Source organism: Amycolatopsis sp. NPDC004625, from assembly GCF_040609695.1.
In the GTDB taxonomy this organism is placed as follows: Bacteria; Actinomycetota; Actinomycetes; order Mycobacteriales; family Pseudonocardiaceae; genus Amycolatopsis.
On sequence record NZ_JBEXKX010000003.1, the window covers coordinates 1 to 16,851 of the forward strand.

The window sequence follows — 16,851 nt, forward strand, 5'->3', positions numbered from 1 at the left end:
TCACCGACGATGGCCGGGTCGAGGATCGTCGACGTCGACGCCAGCGGGTCCACCGCCGGGAAGATGTTCTAACACTGTTTCTCACTCACGACCGCCAGGGCACGCCGTCGCCTGGCCTATCAGGTTGGGGGATGTTCGCCGGGGGCCGTCTCCCTATGTTCGAAAACGGGCCTCGGCGCGTTCCGGCCCCGGGCCGGCGAATCGCCCGCATTCCGACTCGAGGAGAGGTTCATGACCAGCACCGCCGAGACTTCGGCCGAAAAGGTGGATCTGTTCGCCCCCGACGTGATCGCCGACCCGTGGGGCGCGCACGCCAAGGTGCGGGAGGCGCCGACCCTGCAGATCGGCGGGTTCATGGGTGGCCCGCCGATGTTCCTGGCCGCCCGCTACGAGCACGTGAAGAGCGTCCTCACCGATCCGCGGTTCCTCACCAACCCGCCCGAGGACGCGGACATCGAGGACATCCGCAACGGCGTGTTCCAGCACCTGGAGATGCCGGAGGAACTGATCCCCTGGCTGAAGAACCTGATCAACGCCTCCGACGGTGACGACCACTCGCGGCTGCGCAAGCTGGTGTCCTACGCGCTCACCAACCACCGGGTGAGCAAGTTCCGGCCCCGCGTCGAGGAAATCGCCGCGAAGCTGCTCGACGACCTGGTCGAGGCGACCAAGGACGGTTCGCCGATCGACCTCGTCCAGGCGTACTGCTACCCGCTGCCGATCCAGGTGATCTGCGAGCTGGTCGGCGTCGACGTCGAGGACCGGCCGATCTGGAAGACCTGGAGCGACGCGATGGCGACGCTCGACGGCGAGCGGCTGCCGGGCGCGGTGCGCGCGGCCCTCGACGGTGCCCGGTCGCTCATCGCGCGCCGCCGGGCCGAGCCGAAGGACGACCTGGTCACCGCGCTCGTCCAGGCGCAGACGAAGAACCCGGAGATCGTCACCGACGACGAGCTGGTCGGCATCCTGTTCAGCCTGGTCACCGCCGGGCACCAGACGACGACGTACCTGATCGGCAACTCCGTCCTCGCCCTGCTGGAGCACCAGGACCAGCTCGCGCGGCTCAAGGCGGACCCGTCGATGTGGGCGCAGGCCGTCCGCGAGCTGCAGCGCCTCGGTCCGATCCAGTTCGGGCAGCCGCGGTTCGGCACCGAGGACATCGAGCTGGGCGGCGTGCTCATCCCGCGCGGGATGCCCGTCGTGCCGATGATCATGGGCGCCAACAGCGACCCGCGGAAGTTCCCCGAGCCGGAGAAGCTGATCGTCGACCGGCTGGGCGTCGGCAGCGAGAGCCACCTCGGGTTCGGCAAGGGCATCCACCGGTGCCTGGGCCAGCACGTCGCCTACCTCGAGGCGGAGGTGGCGCTGCGCGGCCTGTTCACCCGGTTCCCGGACCTGTCGCTGGCGGTGCCGCGCGACGAGGTCCCGTGGATCCTGCGGCCCGGGTTCACCCGGACCAAGGACCTGCCGGTGCAGCTGGGCAAGCCGTCGTCCTGAAGCCGCGGCCTCGAGCCGTGAAAGCTCGCCGGGGGCGAGTGCCCCGGGGCACTCGCCCCCGGCGTCGTCCGGGGCCACGTTGTGAGGAGGCACCATGGAATCCGCGCCGGCCACCACCGCCGACCGGCTCAAGGAACTGCGCCGCCGTACCGAAGAAGTCGTGGCGCACGGTTCCGTCCGGGCGGCCGAACGCCAGCACCCCCGCGGCCGGCTGACCGCGCGGGAACGCATCGACCTGCTGCTCGACCCCGGTTCGTTCGTGGAGCTCGACGCGTTCGTCCGGCACCGGTCGACCAACTTCGGCCTGGAGCACAACCGGCCGCTGGGCGACGGCGTCGTCACCGGGTACGGCGAGGTCGACGGGCGCCCGGTCTGCGTGTACAGCCAGGACGCCAGCGTGTTCGGCGGTTCGCTGGGCGAGGCGCACGGCAGCAAGATCGTCAAGGTGATGGACCTGGCGGTCAAGACCGGGCGGCCGATCGTCGGCATCAACGACGGCGCCGGCGGCCGGCTGCAGGAGGGCGTGGTCGCGCAGGCGATCTACGGCGAGATCTTCCGCCGCAACGTCCGCACGTCGGGCATCGTGCCGCAGATTTCGCTCATCCTCGGGTCGTGCGCCGGCGGCGCCTGCTACTCGCCCGCGCTGACCGACTTCGTCGTGATGGTCGACGGCAACTCGCACATGTTCCTCACCGGCCCGGACGTCATCCGCGGCGCGACCGGCGAACAGGTGGGCATGGAGGAGCTGAGCGGCGGCCTGACCAACAACACGCGCTCGGGCAACGCGCACTACCTCGGGTCCAGCGACGAGGACGCGATCGGGTACGTGCAGCAGCTGCTGTCGTACCTGCCCTCCAACAACCTCGCCGACCCGCCCACCTTCGCGCCCGGCGGTGTCTCCGTGAGCGCGGCCGACCTCGACGCGCTGGTCCCGAACCTGGCGACGCAGCCCTACGACATGCGGGAAGTCCTGCGTGCGGTGGTCGACGAGGGCGAGCTGGACGAGGTGCAGGAGCTGTACGCGCCGAACGTCATCGTCGGCTTCGCCCGGATCGAAGGGCAGAGCGTCGGGATCGTGGCCAACCAGCCGCTGCAGCTGGCCGGCTGCCTCGACATCAACGCGTCCGAAAAGGCCGCCCGGTTCGTGCGCACCTGCGACGCGTTCAACGTCCCGGTGGTCACCTTCGTCGACGTCCCCGGCTTCCTGCCCGGCACCGAGCAGGAGTGGAACGGCATCATCCGGCGGGGTGCCAAGCTGATCTACGCCTACGCCGAGGCGTCGATCCCGCTGGTCACCGTGGTGATCCGCAAGGCCTACGGCGGGGCGTACGACGTCATGGGGTCCAAGCACCTCGGGGCCGACCTCAACTTCGCCTGGCCGACCGCGCAGATCGCGGTCATGGGCGCGAGCAACGCCACCGACGTGCTGTACCGCAAGACGATCGCCGAGGCGGCCCGCCAGGCCGCCGACGTCGAAGCGCTGCGCGCCAAGCTGGCCAAGGAGTACGAGGAAACCCTGCTGACGCCGTACCTGGCGGCCGAACACGGGTACGTCGACGCCGTCATCGAGCCCTCGCAGACCCGCGAGTACGTGGCCACCGCGCTGAAGAGCCTCCGGGGCAAGCGGGAGCTGCGGCTGCCGCGCAAGCACGGCAACATCCCCCTCTGACCCGCGGCCGGGCCTCGTGAGTGGTAAGGCGGGTTCTAACCCGCCTTACCACTCACGAGGGTCAGGCTGTCAGTGCCCGCTGTGCCCTGTCATCGTCTGTCCACTGTGGACGTCGACGTGCGGGTGCATGTGGAACCGGGCGATCTCCGGCGGGTGGACGACGAACGGGCGCATCATGCCCATGTCCTCGTGCTCGAGGATGTGGCAGTGGTACATGAACTCGCCGCTGGCGCCGTCGAACTGCCCGGCCACGGTGATCCATTCGCCCTGCCGCGCCTGGAAGGTGTCCTTCCAGCCCTCTTCCCACTTCTCGATCGCCGGCCCGGCGTTCGGCGCCGGCAGCGGCCGTGAGGTGCCGCCCACCGGGACGTTGAACGCCGTCAGGTCGGTCCACGTCGTCCGCGACAGCAGCTGCAGCCGTGTCATGTGGATGTGCATCGGGTGCGGCGACCCGCCCAGCTGCAGGAAGTGCCACACCGCCCACCGGCCGCGGTTGATGAAGATCGTCCGCGTGTCGTCGAACAGGCCGGCGACCTTCTTGAACGTCCGGACGTTGCCCGTGGCCGGATCGGTGAGCTGGATGACCCCGGTCGCCGGGAACACCGCCGGCAGCTCGGCCGGGTCGGTGATCTCCCGCAGTTCCCACATCGTCGGGTCCGGCTCGCCGGCCACGGTCCCCGGCAGCAGGGCCACGTAGATCTCGTCGTGGTCCGCCGGGACCGTGGTGCCCGGCACGAGCCGCACGTACGACTTCGACAGCCGCGGGGGCACCACGACCGCCCGCGCCCGGGACGCCACCCGGAACTCCATGATGTCCGGTTCACCGACGCTGCCGGTGTTGGACAGCCGCAGGCGCTGGCCCGGGAACCTGCTGAAGTCGATCAGCAGGTCGACGCGCTCGGCCGGGCTGATGGTCAGGCCGCCCGCCGGCATCGCGACCGGCGCGGGCAGCAGACCCGCGTCGGTGCCCGCGATGCGGATCGCGTCGTTGTGCAGGACGCCCGCCTCGTCGATCAGGTCGAGGCGGAAGAACCGCGAGTTCGCCGCGTTGAGCACCCGGAAGCGGTACAGGTCCCCGGCCACGTCGAGGTGCGGCCAGATGACGCCGTTCACCAGCTGGAAGGGGCCGGTGACCGGGGCCGTCGTGCCGGACGCCGGCACGTACGGCAGCTTGTACAGCAGCTGGCCGGTGAGCGCGCCGGTGGCCGGGTCGGTGTCGAGGTTGCGGTCGCTGATGATCAGCGGGATCTCCCGCTCGCCGCGCGGCAGCCCGGCCCCGTCCTCTTCGGCGTCGCGGATCAGGTACATGCCCGCCAGGCCGGAGTAGACGGTGAACCGCGTGACGGCCATCGCGTGGTCGTGGTACCAGAGCGACGTCGCCGCCTGGCGGTTCGGGTACTCGGTCAGCTGCGCGTCCCCGGCCGGGACGCCGTTGTGCGCCCAGCCGTCGTTGTGCGCGGCCGTCACCGCGCCGTGCAGGTGGACCACGTTCCACGGCGGGATGTCGGCGACGCCGTCGTAGAGCGAAACACCGGAAGGCAGGCTGCCGTCCGGGTTGCGGTAGCCGGGTGTGTACGCGGGCGACGGTTTCGCGAACGGAACCCGGGCCGCCACCAGGGGAATTTTGCCGGTGAGTTCGTTGCTCCACGCGATGCGCACGCGTTTCCCGCTGCGCACCTCGATGGTCGGGCCGGGGAACGACCCTTCGAAGGTCCACAGTGCCGTTTCGGGCAGCTGGGAGTGCAGTTTCACCCGCGCGTTCGTCATCCGGACGGTCATCAGGTCCTGCTGCGGCCGCAGCACCGGCGGGATCCGCAGCGGGTCGAGGAACTTGGTCAAGCCGAAATTCGGGGCCCCAGGCCCGAGCGGCTGGGCCGGTGGGGCCGCCGCCGCTTCGGGTGCGCCCGAGCCGAACAGGCTCGGGCCGAACATGTTCACGCCCACCACCAGACCCGCCGAGCCGAGCATGGCGGAGGTGAGGAACGTGCGGCGGCCGACGGACTCGTCGGGCTCACCGTCCACATCATCCAACGGATAAGCATCGTTCACGCGGGCATCATCAGCCACCGGATGCCCGGTTTGCCAGGGTAATAGGGGTCGCCGCTGCGGAACTACCAACGTTGGTAGTGGCCCCGCGCGACGGCGTCCGAAATCCTGGCGGTGCGTGGCATCGCACGCTGACTGGAGGGCTTTTCCGTGCCGACGGCTCTGTTCCCGGCCTTGCTGACTGCGTTGCCGGCGGGGGCAGGAACCGCCGCCGTGAACCTGGCTAGGGTGGCGCCATGACCGCACCCGCCGAACCGGCGCCGCCGCCGTCTTCCCTGCTGGCCCTCCTGAAACCGCGGCTGGGCCGCTACCGCCGCCCGTTGACGATCATCGTCCTGCTGCAGATCGCGCAGGCCGCGGCGTTGCTGTATCTGCCGACGCTCAACGCCGACGTCGTGGACTACGGCGTGCTGACCGGCAACACCGGTTACATCCTCGGGCACGGCGGGATCATGCTGGCCGCGACGCTGGCGCAGATCGCCTGCGCGGGCGGCGCGGTGTACCTGGGTGCGCGCGTCGCGATGGGACTCGGGGCGGACCTGCGGGCCGCGTTGTTCGACCGCGTGTCGGGCTTTTCCGCCCGGGAAATGGCCCGGTTCGGTCCGTCGTCGCTGCTGACCCGCAGCACCAACGACGTCCAGCAGGTGCAGCTGATCCTCTACACGACGTTGGCGATGCTGCTGACCGCCCCGTTCGTCGGGATCGGCGGCGTCGTGCTGGCCGTGCGGCAGGACGCGCCGTCCTCGCTGGTCCTGCTGGTGGCGGTGCCGGTCGGTGCGGTGACGATCGGGCTGCTGATCCGGCAGATGGTGCCGGCGTCCCGGCTGCTGCAGCGGTTCGTGGACGCGGTCAACCGCGTGATGCGCGAGCAGATCACCGGCATCCGGGTGATCCGGGCGTTCGTCCGGGACGAGAACGAGCGCCACCGCTTCGCCGAGGCGAACACCGACCTGATGGGCGTGGGCGTCCGGCTCGGCCGCGTGCAGGCGTTCTTCGGTGCGACTTCGCTGTTCATCTCCAACGTGGCCGCGGTCGCGGTGCTGGCCATCGGTGGGCACCGGGTCGTCGACGGCTCGCTCCAGCTGGGCACGCTGATCGCGTTCCTGACCTACCTGACGCTGACCCTGGGCGCGGTGACGCAGGGGCTGAGCGTGTTCATGATGGCGCCGCGGGCGAAGGTGAGCGCCGGCCGGATCACCGAGGTGCTGGCCACCGAGCCGAGCATCGCCGAGCCCGCCAAGCCCGTCACGGTCGAGAAGTGGCGCGGCGACCTGGAGCTCGACGACGTCACCTTCGGCTACCCGGGCGCCGAGGTGCCCGTCCTGCGCGGGGTGAGCCTGGCCGCCCGGCCCGGCCGGACCACCGCGATCATCGGCTCGACCGGCAGCGGCAAGACGACCCTGATCAACGTGCTGGCGCGGCTGCTCGAAGTGGACGAAGGAGCGGTGCGCATCGACGGCGCCGACGTCCGCGAGGTGGCCCGGCGCGACCTGTCCGAACTGGTCGGGCTGGTGCCGCAGCGCGCGTACCTGTTCGCCGGGACGGTCGCGGACAACCTGCGCTTCGGCAACCCGGCCGCCGACGAGGCGCAGCTGTGGCACGCGCTCGAGGTCGCGCAGGCCGCCGAGTTCGTCCGCGCCATGCCCGACGGGCTCGACACGGAGATCGGGCAGGGCGGCAGCACGGTGTCCGGCGGGCAGCGGCAGCGGCTGGCGATCGCCCGGGTGCTGCTGGCCCGGCCGCGGATCTACCTGTTCGACGACGCGTTTTCCGCACTGGACACGGCGACGGAGGCGGCCGTGCGCGGCGCGCTGGCCCGCGAAATCGGGGACGCCACCCAGGTGATCGTCGCCCAGCGCGTGTCGAGCATCCGTGCCGCGGAGACGATCGTGGTGCTCGAAGCCGGCCGGGTCGAGGCCACCGGAACCCACGACGAACTGCTGGCCACCAGCGCCACCTACGCGCAGATCGTCGACTCGCAGCTGACCGTCGGGGAGGCGGCCTGATGACCACCGCAAAGCCGGCGGCCGGCCGCGGCACCGCCCTGCGGCTGCTGGGCACCATGCGCCCGGACTGGGCGCGGATCACCGTCATGGCCCTGCTGGCCATCGTCAGCAACGCCACCCTGGTCACCATCCCGACGCTGCTGGGCGACGCCACCGACGCGATCGTGGACGGCATCCGCGGCGGCGGTGTCGACTTCGGCGCGGTCAACCGGTACCTGCTGTGGGCGGCGGTGCTGGCCGTGCTGTCCGGCACGAGCACCGTGGCCCAGGGCCGGCTGACCGCCACCGTGGTGCAGCGGATGGCGTACCGGCTGCGTGAACGCACCAACGTGACGCTGTCGCGGCTGCCGCTGTCCTACTTCGACACCCAGTCCCGCGGCGACCTGCTGTCCCGGACCACGAACGACATCGACAACGTCTCGCAGTCCGTGCAGCAGACGGCCAGCCTGCTGCTGACGTCGGTGTTCCTGTTCCTCGGGTCGCTGGTGATGATGCTGCGCATCTCGCTGCTGCTGACCGTGGTCGCGCTGGTCGTGCTGCCGGTGACGGTCTGGGCCGCGAAGGCGCTGGCCCGCCGGGCGAAGCCGCAGTTCGCGCAGCAGTGGAAGGCCACCGGCACGCTCGGCGGCCACCTCGAGGACGTCTACACCGGGCACGACCTGGTCACCGCGTTCGGGCGCTGGGGCCAGGCCCGGGAGAAGTTCGCCGCGTACAACGACGAGGTGCGCACGGCCGCCGCCGGGGCGCAGTTCCGCTCCGGGTTGGTCGCCCCGGCGCTGATGTTCCTCGGCAACGTCGGCTTCGTGCTGATCGCGGTGGTCGGCGGCGTGCGCGTCGCGGGCGGGGCGCTGACGATCGGCTCGCTCCAGGCGTTCATCCAGTACGTGCTGCGGTTCAACCAGCCGATCTCGCTGATCGCGTCGCTGATCGGCCCGATCCAGTCCGCGCTGGCCTCGGCCGAGCGGGTCTTCGAGCTGCACGACGCCGACCCCCAGCGGCCGGACCCCGAGCACCCCCAGCGCCCGGCCACCATCACCGGCCGGGTCGTGTTCACCGACGTCTCGTTCCGGTACGTCCCGGACCGCCCGCTGATCGACGACCTGTCGTTGACCGTCCAACCAGGACAGACGGTGGCGATCGTCGGCCCGACCGGAGCGGGCAAGACGACGCTGGTCAACCTGCTGCTGCGGTTCTACGACACGGACGCGGGCACGATCGCGGTCGACGGCGTGGACATCACGGACATGACCCGCGACGACCTCCGCCGCCGGATCGGCATGGTCCTCCAGGACACCTGGCTCTACGGCGGCACGATCGCGGACAACATCGCGTACGGAAGGCCGGACGCAACCCGCGAGGAAGTCGTGGCGGCGGCGACCGCGGTGCACGCGGACCACCTGATCCGCACGCTGCCCGAGGGCTACGACACGGTCCTGGACTCCGAAGCCGACGGCCTGTCGGCGGGCGAGCGCCAGCTGATCACGATCGCCCGCGCGTTCCTGGTCGAGCCGGCGATCCTGGTCCTCGACGAGGCGACCAGCGCGGTGGACACCCGGACGGAGATGCTGGTCCAGCAGGGCCTGGCGGCCCTGCGCGAGGGCCGCACGAGCTTCGTGATCGCCCACCGCCTGTCGACGATCCGCGACGCGGACGTGATCCTGGTGATGGAGTCGGGCAGCATCGTCGAGCAGGGCAGCCACCGCGAGCTGATCGAAGCGGGCGGCGCGTACGCGCGGTTGCACGCGGCCCAGTTCTCGGCAACCCCGGCCGCGTCCGACGTCTGACGGCCCCGACCAGCCGGAACTACCAACCATTGGTATGGGGCTCGCCGTCCGGCTCTCCTAGCGTGGTGAGCGATGAGTGACAGCATGCGCACCCCGTCCGGTATTCCCGTGCGGGCGGTCTACGGGCCGGCGGACCGGCAGGCCGATCCGCCCGATCCCGGTGCGTTCCCGTTCACGCGCGGGAACTTCGCCACCGGCTACCGCAAGAAGCTGTGGACCTTCCGGCAGTACTCCGGCTTCGGCACGGCCGAGGAGTCGAACCGCCGGTACCGCTACCTGCTGGACCAGGGCGGTACCGGCCTGTCCGTCGCGCTCGACCTGCCCACCCAGTGCGGGTACGACTCCGACGACCCGGAAGTCGGCGAGGAGGTCGGCCGGGTCGGGGTCGCCGTCGACACGCTCGCCGACGCCGAAATCCTGTTCGCCGGGATTCCGCTGGACCGGATCAGCACCAGCTTCACCATCAACGGCACCGCCGCCATCCTGCTGGCCTTCTACGTCGCCGCCGCCGAACGGGCCGGGGTGTCGCGGGAGAAGCTCACCGGGACCATCCAGAACGACATCCTCAAGGAGTACGCCTCCCGCGGGACCTGGATCTGGCCGCCGGAGCCGTCGCTGCGGCTGATCGCCGACACCATCGAGTTCTGCGCGGCCGAGGTGCCGAAGTTCAACGCCATTTCCGTCGCCGGCGCGCACTTCCGGGACGCCGGGGCGACCGCCGTCCAGGAGATGGCCTTCACCCTCGCCGACGGCGTCACCTACTGCGACACCGTGCTGGCCCGCGGCCGGATGACGATCGACGAGTTCGCCCCGCAGATCTCCTTCTTCTTCTACACCCACGGCGACTTCTTCGAGGAGATCGCCAAGTACCGCGCCGGACGGCGGCGCTGGGCGACGATCGTCCGCGAGCGCTACGGCGCCAAGACGGACAAGGCCGCGATGTTCCGCTTCGGCTGCGTCGCCGGGGGCGCCTCCCTGTATGCGCCGCAGGCGCGCAACAACGCGGTCCGCGTGGCCTACGAAGCGATGGCGTCCGTGCTCGGCGGCGTCCAGTCGATGTTCACCGCCGCCTGGGACGAGCCGTTCGCGCTGCCCAGCGAGGAGTCGGCGACGCTCGCCCTGCGGACGCAGCAGATCCTCGCGCACGAGACCGGCGTCGCCCGGGTCGTGGACCCGCTCGGCGGCTCCTACTTCGTCGAGGCGCTCACCGACGCCACCGAGGAACGCGTCATCGAGATCATGGCGGACCTCGACGCGCACGGCGGCATGGTCCAGGCCATCGAGGACGGCTACCTCCAGGGCCTGATCGCCGACGAGGCCTACCGGCTGCACCGGGACGTCGAGGCGGGCGAGCGCCCGGTGGTCGGGGTCAACCGGTTCACCTCGGCCGAGGAACCGCCCGAGATCGCGATGTACGAACTCGACGCCGAAGGCCGGGAACTGCAGCTCAAGCGCCTGGCGCGGGTGAAGGCGGAACGCGACGGCACGGCCGTGCGCGCGACCCTCACCGCGCTGGCGAAGACCGCGGAAGGCGACGGGAACCTGATGGGACCGCTGATCGACTGCGCCAACGCCTACTGCACGGTCGGCGAGATCGTCGCCGAGCTCAAGAAGGTCTGGGGCGAGTTCCGGCAGCCGGTGGTGTTCTGATGCCGGCCCGGGTGCTGATCGCCAAGCCGGGCCTCGACGGCCACGACCGCGGCGCGAAGATCGTCGCCCGCACGCTCCGGGACGCCGGGTTCGAGGTGATCTTCACCGGGATCCGCAAGCGGATCGAGGAGATCGTGACGATGGCGCTGCAGGAGGACGTCTCCGTGGTGGGCCTGAGCATCCTCTCCGGCGCGCACCTGTCGCTGACCACCCGCACGGTCGACGCGCTGCGGGCCGCCGGCGCCGGGGACATCGCGGTCATCGTCGGCGGCACGATCCCGCCGTCGGACGTCCCGAAACTGGAGGCGGCGGGCGCGGCCGCGGTCTTCCCGACCGGCACGGCGCTGGACGTGCTGGTGGCCGAGGTCGGCAAGCTGACGGCGAACCCGCGGTGACGGCCGGGCCGCTCGCGGGCATCCGCGTGCTCGAGGCCGGGCACATCCTCGCGGGCCCGTACGCCACGATGCTGCTGGCCGACCTGGGCGCCGAGGTCATCAAGATCGAGCCGCCGACCGGGGACCTCTCGCGGCAGGTGAGCGACGCCTACTTCGCCAGCATCAACCGGAACAAGCGCAGCCTCTGCCTCGACCTCACCACCGCGGACGGCCGCCGGCGCCTCGGCGAACTGGTCGCCGAGTCGCACGCGCTGCTGGTCAACCTGAAGCCGTCGGTGATCCACCGCCTCGGCCTCACCTACGACTCGCTGCGGCGCTGGAACGAGCGGATCGTCTGCGTCGCGGTCACCGGCTACGGCCTGGACGCGGGCGACGAGCCCGCCTTCGACTACGTCGTCCAGGCGGCGACCGGGGTGGCCGCGCTGACCGGCGACCCGGCCGGGCCGCCGACCCTGCCGGGCTATTCGGCGGCGGACAACTCCGCCGGCCTGGCCGCCGCGCTCGGCCTGCTGGCCCAGATCGTGTCGGGCCGCGGTGGCCAGGTCGAGGTGACGCTGCGGGACGTGATGCTGTCCCAGCTCAACTACCGCGCCTCGGCGTACCTCAACGAGGGCACCGAGCCACGCCGCCTGCCGTCCGGCGCCCACTCGTTCTACGTGCCCGCCCAGCTCTTCGCCACGGCCGAGGGCCACCTGGCGCTGTTCGTCACGCACGACGGGTTCTGGAAGTCGTTCGCGGCGGAGGCGGGCATCGCCGGCTTCGAGACGATGGCCGAGCGCGTGGCCCGGCGGGACGAGGTGCTGGCTGTGGTGTCGAAGGTGCTCGCGACGGACACGGCGAAGGCTTGGGAGGCCCGGCTGCGCCCGCTCGGGGTACCGGCGTCGGCCGTGCGGACGTTGCCGGAGGCCCTGGCCGCGACGCCGGGGGCGATCGTGAAGGCGGGGGATTTCCGGCTGGTCGGCAGCCCGGTGCGGGTGGCCGGGTACGAGCCGGAGCACCGGCCGCCGCCGCGGCTGGGCGAGTACGCCTAACGAGCGGGAACCGCGGCCCGCAGCCGGTTCTGGAGCTCGGCCACCAGGTCCTCGAGCCCCTGCCGGCCGTTCGCGGTGCCGAAGACGTGGAAGTCCGGCCGGACGAGCGCCGAAGTCGCCCCGTACCGTGCCAAGAACGGCCGGAGGACCTCCTCGTCCGGCCGCACCACGCGGGTACCGAGCGAAGCCAGGAACGGCGAGTCGACGTCCTCGGTCGTGAGCAGCACGAACCCCGGATCGACACCGGGCCCGTGCGGCACCACCACGCCCGCCCCCGGACTTTCGTGCAGCAGCCCGCCGGTGAGCGGCGAGGCCGGCTCCGGACGGCCTGCCGGCTTCCCGCGCCGGTTGGCCAGCACCGTCTCGTTCCGCGAGGCGGCCGCCGCCGGGTCCGTCACGCAGATCACCCGGCCCAGCTGGACCGACGCGAGGATCGCTTCCTTCGCCGCTTCCCGGCGTTCCTCGCCGTAACTGTCCAAAAGGGACTCGTCGGCCACGCCGCCGAGCACCAGGTCCAGCTTCCACGCCAGGTTCGTCACGTCGCGGACGCCGGAACACATGCCCTGGCCGGCGAACGGCGGCATCAGGTGGGCCGCGTCGCCGGCGAGCAGGACGTGCCCCACCCGCCAGCGGTCGGCCCAGCGGGCCTGGAAGATGTACGTCGTGCTGCGCAGCAGCGTCGCCGTTTCCGGGGTGACGCCGAACGGCGCCATCAGCCGCCACGCCGTCTCGTCCTTGTTCAGCTCCGCCGGGCTTTCCCCCGGCAGCCGCATGAACTCCCAGCGACGGCGGCCGGGCCCGCTGCCGACCAGCGTCGTCGGGCGGGCCGGGTCGCAGATCTGGACGTTCGTCGGCACGAACTCGCGCGGCTCGTTCAGCCGGACGTCGCAGAGCAGCCACTCGTACGAAAAGCCCAGGTCGGTCACCGGCACGTCGAGGTGCTCGCGGACGAAGCTGTTCGCGCCGTCGCAGCCCACCACCCACCGGGCCGAAATCGTCCGCCGCACCTCGTCCTCGTCGACGGCGGTGACCTCGACGCCCGAGTCGCCGTCGGCGATGGCCACCACCTCGTGCCCGCGCAGGACGGTCAGCCCGGAGAGCGCCTGCGCCCGGGCCGCGAGCAACTCCTCCAGCGCCGGCTGGTGCATGGTGTTCGCGTCCGGCCAGCCGTAGCGGCCGGATGTCGAGAAGGCGATGTCCAGCAGCGTCTCGCCGTCGGCGGTCTGCCACTGGTAGCCGTTGGCCGGCGCGGTGATCGCGGCGAGGTCGCCGCCGATGCCGGTGGCGGCCAGCAGCCGCGCGGTCTCGCCGTCGAAGCTGGTCGCCCGGGGCAGCTTGTACGGCCGGGGACGGCGTTCGAGCACCGTGACCCGGCGCCCGCGCTGCGCCAGCAGCACCGCCAGCGTCGCGCCGATCGGGCCGTTGCCGACGATGACGACGTCCGTGTCGGTCACGGGAGCTCGTTCCGGAGCACGTGGTTCACCCGCTCGCGCACGGCGGCGACGCGGTCCGGCAGCGACGGGTCGCCTTCGGGCCACACCAGGTCGATCCCGACCCGGCCGCCGAAGGTGCTCAGCACGTAGCCGCCGAGAGCGAGGGTCTCGCGCATCCGGGACGCGGAGTGCAGGTTGGTCAGCCGCAGGCCGGCCGGGGTGCGCATCGGCGGCGCCACGCCCCAGTTCATGATGCTGACCACGGCGAGGGCGAGCTTCGGGTCCCACGGCTTCGCGGCGGCCGGCCGCGAGAACATGTCGAGGATGCTGCGCTGCACCGAGCCGTCGGCCAGCCCGGCGCGCAGCTCGTCGCCGATCGCCCGGCCGATCACGACGGCGTCGGGCGCCATCCCGGGGGACACCTTGAACCCGACCCCGCCGAGCACGTTGGTGCCTTCGGTGGCGCCGACCGGGGGCGTCAGGCGGCTGCGCAGGTTCACCGAGTACCGGTACACCAGGTCGGTCAGCGGCATGTCCCGCAGTTCGGCCTCGGCGAGCAGGATCGCGCCCGAGACCAGGCCGTTGATCGTCACCTTCTCGCGGTGGCCGAGGTCGGCCAGCGCCGCCGTTTCGGCCTCGGTCAGCCGGTGCTGGACGACGTGGCGGACGACCGGGTCCGCCGGGGACACCGCAGGCGGCGGCCCGGCGGCCGGGGGACCGTCGGCGTGGATACCGCGCTCGGCCAGCAGGTCCTCCAGCGACCGGGGGTACGGCTGCCGGGGCAGGTCGAGGGGGACGCCTTCGACGACGTCGGTGTAGCACGACCAGAGCGTCGCGAGGATCGCCGTGGCGTGGTGCGCATCCCCGACGCTGTGCTGGAGCGCGAGGCAGACGCTGGCCTCGTCGCCGTCGCGGACGACGTTGAGCGCGCTCAGCGCCCGGCTCTGGTCGAGGTCCAGCCCGGCCAGGGGCCGGCTCGGGTCGCCCTCGGCGAACCGGATCTCCGGCCGCGCCTCGGACTCGGTGAGCACGACGCCGTCGCCGGTGATCTCGACCTTGGCCGCGAGGTGCGGGTAGGCGCGGTACACCGCTTCGAACGCGGTGGTCAGCGCGTCGGGATCCAGCCGGCCGGTCGCGCGCACCGTGTAACCGATGTACGCCTCCTTGACGGCGTGGATCCGTTCGCTGGGCGCCAACGCCCGCCGGACACCAGCTCGCGTCACGAGTTCCTCCAGTGCGTCGCGGTCACGGCCGGCTCAGTGCCGCGCCGGCCAGTTTTTCGGTCATCGTCGCGATCATCGGGCCGGCCTGCTCGACCAGGAAGAAGTGGCCGCCCGGCAGGACGTGCAGGTCGGCCGGCCCGGTCGTGTGCTCGGCCCAGGCGCGGGCCTCGTCGACGGAGACGCGCGGATCGTGGTCGCCGGTGAACGCCGTGACCGGGCAGGTCAGCCGCCGTCCGGGTTCGTGCCGGTACCTGTCGACCGCCCGGTAGTCGCTGCGGATCGCGGGCAGGATCATCGCCAGCAGCTCCGGGTCGGCCAGCATGGCCGCGTCCGAACCGCCCAGCTTCCGCAGCTCCGCCACGAGCCGCTCGTCCGACGCGCCGCGCACGTCGTCGTCGCGGTAGCGCGACGGCGCCCGGCGGCCGGACGCGAAGAGGTGCACCGGCGCGGGCAGCCCGGCTTCGGGCAGCCGCAACGCGAGCTCGTAGCCGATGATCGCGCCCATGCTGTGCCCGAACAGGGCCAGCGGCCGGTCGTCGAACGGGCGCAGCACGGCCAGGATCTTCTCCGCCAGCCCGCCGATGCTGTCGACGGGCGGCTCGTGGCGCCGGTCCTGGCGCCCCGGGTACTGCACCGCCAGCACCTCCACCGCGGGCGCGAGCGCCTTGGCCAGCGGGAAGAAGAAGCTGGCCGAGCCGCCGGCGTGCGGCAGGCACACCAGGCGGACCCGGGCGTCCGGGGCCCGCTCGAAACGGCGCAACCACTTCTCGGCGTCGGGTCGGAGCACGAGCGGACTGCCTTTCGCGGTTCCCCCGCGCTCAGGCGAGGTTCAGGGGGAGGGTCTTGGTGCGGGTGAACGCGGGCCGCAGGATCCACGGGAGCTCGTCCCGCGGCACGGCCAGCGACAGGTTCGGGAAGCGGGTGAACAGCGCGTGCAGCGCCACCTCCGCCTCCTGGTAGGCCAGGTGCTGGCCCAGGCAGCGGTGGATGCCCTTGCCGAAGGACAGGTGCATCTCGTTCGCGACGGTCAGCCGGTCGACGATCAGCTTGTCCGGCTCCGCGAACTTGCGCGGGTCGGTGTTGGCCGCCAGCAGCAGCGGCGCGACCGGCGCGCCCCGCGGGATCGTGACGCCGCCCAGTTCGACGTCCTCCGACGGGAACCGCACCTGCGTGAACTGGAGCGGCCCGAGCCGCTGCAGCTCCCGCACGGCCTGCGCCCACAGCGACGGGTCGGCCTTCAGCCGCGCGAGCTGCTCGGGGTGTTCGAGCAGGAAGAGCACGGAGTTGCCGATCAGGTACGTCGTCGTCTGGTGCCCGGCGGTGACGAGGCTGAACAGGATGCCGACGATCTCGTCGTCGGAGACCCGCGAGGGGTCTTCGGCCTGCGCCTGCACGAGCGCGGTGACCAGGTCGTCCTTCGGTTCGACGCGCCGGCGGGCCATCAGCTCCCGCGAGAGGGCGATGCACTTGCGCAGCGCGGGCGGGATGTTCGGCGCGTCCATGGTCGCCATCGCGTTGCCCCAGGCGTGCCAGGCGGCGCGGTCCTCTTCGTCGATCCCGACGAGCTCGCAGATCACCGTGACCGGCAGCGGGAAGCAGAACTCCTCGACCAGGTCGACCGGCGACCCGTCGGCGCTCTGGGCGACCATCCGGTCGATCAGGTCCTCGGTGATCTTCTCGACGCGGGACCGCAGCGCGTTGACGCGGCGCGCGGTCAGCAAGTACGAGACCAGCTTGCGCAGCCGCGTGTGCTCCTCGCCGTCGGCGGAGTTGAGCTTGTTGGCCATCCACGGGATCAGGTCCTCGGGGAAGTTCATCCGCTTGAAGATGCCGTCGCGGATGTCGGCCATCGGCGAGTCCGGCGGCGGGTTCGTCAGGAACCGCGGATCGGTGAGCACCTGCAGCACGTCGTCGTAGCGGGTGGCCAGCCACATGTCCGGCCCGCCCATCATGGTGCCGAGGTTCAGCGTCCCGTGCCCGGCCAAGGGTTCTTCGCGCAACCGCGCGTACCAGCCGAACGGGTCGGCGACGACCTCCGGCGACAGCAGGTCGACCGGTTCGGCCTTCGGCCCGGCAGTGGCGGTCATGGACCTCCCCTTTCCTGGTGACGGACGTTC

The 16,851-nt window shown here is 71.6% G+C and carries 12 protein-coding genes; 7 read left to right on the forward strand and 5 right to left on the reverse strand.

The annotated features are described in order from the left end of the window. The first annotated feature begins 231 nt into the window (after window positions 1-231). Together ABZW17_RS03685 and ABZW17_RS03690 are read left to right on the forward strand one after the other, a co-directional pair. Window positions 232-1,497 (forward strand): cytochrome P450, encoded by a 1,266-nt coding sequence (locus tag ABZW17_RS03685; RefSeq protein ID WP_354809319.1) that lies wholly within the window; start codon window positions 232-234, stop codon window positions 1,495-1,497. A gap of 94 nt (window positions 1,498-1,591) precedes the next feature. Further along, on the forward strand, window positions 1,592-3,166 hold the full coding sequence (locus ABZW17_RS03690) for an acyl-CoA carboxylase subunit beta (RefSeq protein WP_354809321.1): 1,575 nt from the start codon (window positions 1,592-1,594) through the stop codon (window positions 3,164-3,166). A 69-nt stretch (window positions 3,167-3,235) separates the two neighbouring features. Here the strand turns inward: ABZW17_RS03690 and ABZW17_RS03695 are convergent, their stop codons facing one another. Continuing rightward, the gene (locus ABZW17_RS03695; RefSeq protein WP_354809887.1) at window positions 3,236-5,134 is read right to left on the reverse strand and encodes a multicopper oxidase domain-containing protein; all 1,899 of its coding nucleotides are present in this window, start codon (window positions 5,132-5,134) and stop codon (window positions 3,236-3,238) included. 314 nt (window positions 5,135-5,448) lie between these two features. Here ABZW17_RS03695 and ABZW17_RS03700 point away from each other — a divergent pair, with 314 nt between their 5' ends. From ABZW17_RS03700 to ABZW17_RS03720, 5 genes are all read left to right on the forward strand, one after another. Next, the gene (locus tag ABZW17_RS03700; RefSeq protein WP_354809323.1) at window positions 5,449-7,218 is read left to right on the forward strand and encodes an ABC transporter ATP-binding protein; all 1,770 of its coding nucleotides are present in this window, start codon (window positions 5,449-5,451) and stop codon (window positions 7,216-7,218) included. Then, entirely contained in the window at window positions 7,218-9,002 is a 1,785-nt protein-coding gene (locus ABZW17_RS03705; protein WP_354809325.1) for an ABC transporter ATP-binding protein, read from the forward strand. Before ABZW17_RS03700 ends, ABZW17_RS03705 begins: the two co-directional genes overlap by 1 nt. 72 nt (window positions 9,003-9,074) lie before the next feature. Beyond that, window positions 9,075-10,652 carry a methylmalonyl-CoA mutase family protein gene (locus tag ABZW17_RS03710; protein WP_354809327.1) on the forward strand — a complete coding sequence of 526 codons (1,578 nt, stop codon included), beginning with the start codon at window positions 9,075-9,077 and terminating at the stop codon, window positions 10,650-10,652. Beyond that, the gene (locus tag ABZW17_RS03715) at window positions 10,652-11,047 is read left to right on the forward strand and encodes a cobalamin B12-binding domain-containing protein (RefSeq protein WP_354809329.1); all 396 of its coding nucleotides are present in this window, start codon (window positions 10,652-10,654) and stop codon (window positions 11,045-11,047) included. The genes ABZW17_RS03710 and ABZW17_RS03715 overlap by 1 nt, the downstream gene beginning before the upstream one ends. Beyond that, on the forward strand, window positions 11,044-12,078 hold the full coding sequence (locus tag ABZW17_RS03720; RefSeq protein WP_354809331.1) for a CoA transferase: 1,035 nt from the start codon (window positions 11,044-11,046) through the stop codon (window positions 12,076-12,078). Before ABZW17_RS03715 ends, ABZW17_RS03720 begins: the two co-directional genes overlap by 4 nt. On the opposite strand, the gene ABZW17_RS03725 is transcribed toward ABZW17_RS03720, so the two are convergent. Genes ABZW17_RS03725 through ABZW17_RS03740 form a run of 4 tightly spaced genes read right to left on the reverse strand, consistent with a single transcriptional unit; the run spans window position 12,075 to window position 16,821 of the window. Beyond that, entirely contained in the window at window positions 12,075-13,532 is a 1,458-nt protein-coding gene (locus ABZW17_RS03725; RefSeq protein WP_354809333.1) for a bifunctional 3-(3-hydroxy-phenyl)propionate/3-hydroxycinnamic acid hydroxylase, read from the reverse strand. The genes ABZW17_RS03720 and ABZW17_RS03725 overlap by 4 nt on opposite strands. Continuing rightward, on the reverse strand, window positions 13,529-14,734 hold the full coding sequence (locus ABZW17_RS03730) for an acyltransferase (RefSeq protein WP_354809335.1): 1,206 nt from the start codon (window positions 14,732-14,734) through the stop codon (window positions 13,529-13,531). Before ABZW17_RS03730 ends, ABZW17_RS03725 begins: the two co-directional genes overlap by 4 nt. A 22-nt stretch (window positions 14,735-14,756) precedes the next feature. Next, window positions 14,757-15,494, reverse strand: a complete 738-nt coding sequence (locus tag ABZW17_RS03735; RefSeq protein WP_354809888.1) for an alpha/beta fold hydrolase — start codon at window positions 15,492-15,494, stop codon at window positions 14,757-14,759. 58 nt (window positions 15,495-15,552) lie between these two features. Continuing rightward, complete coding sequence (locus ABZW17_RS03740) at window positions 15,553-16,821, reverse strand: cytochrome P450 (RefSeq protein WP_354809337.1); 1,269 nt, start codon at window positions 16,819-16,821, stop codon at window positions 15,553-15,555. Between the last annotated feature and the right edge of the window lie 30 nt (window positions 16,822-16,851).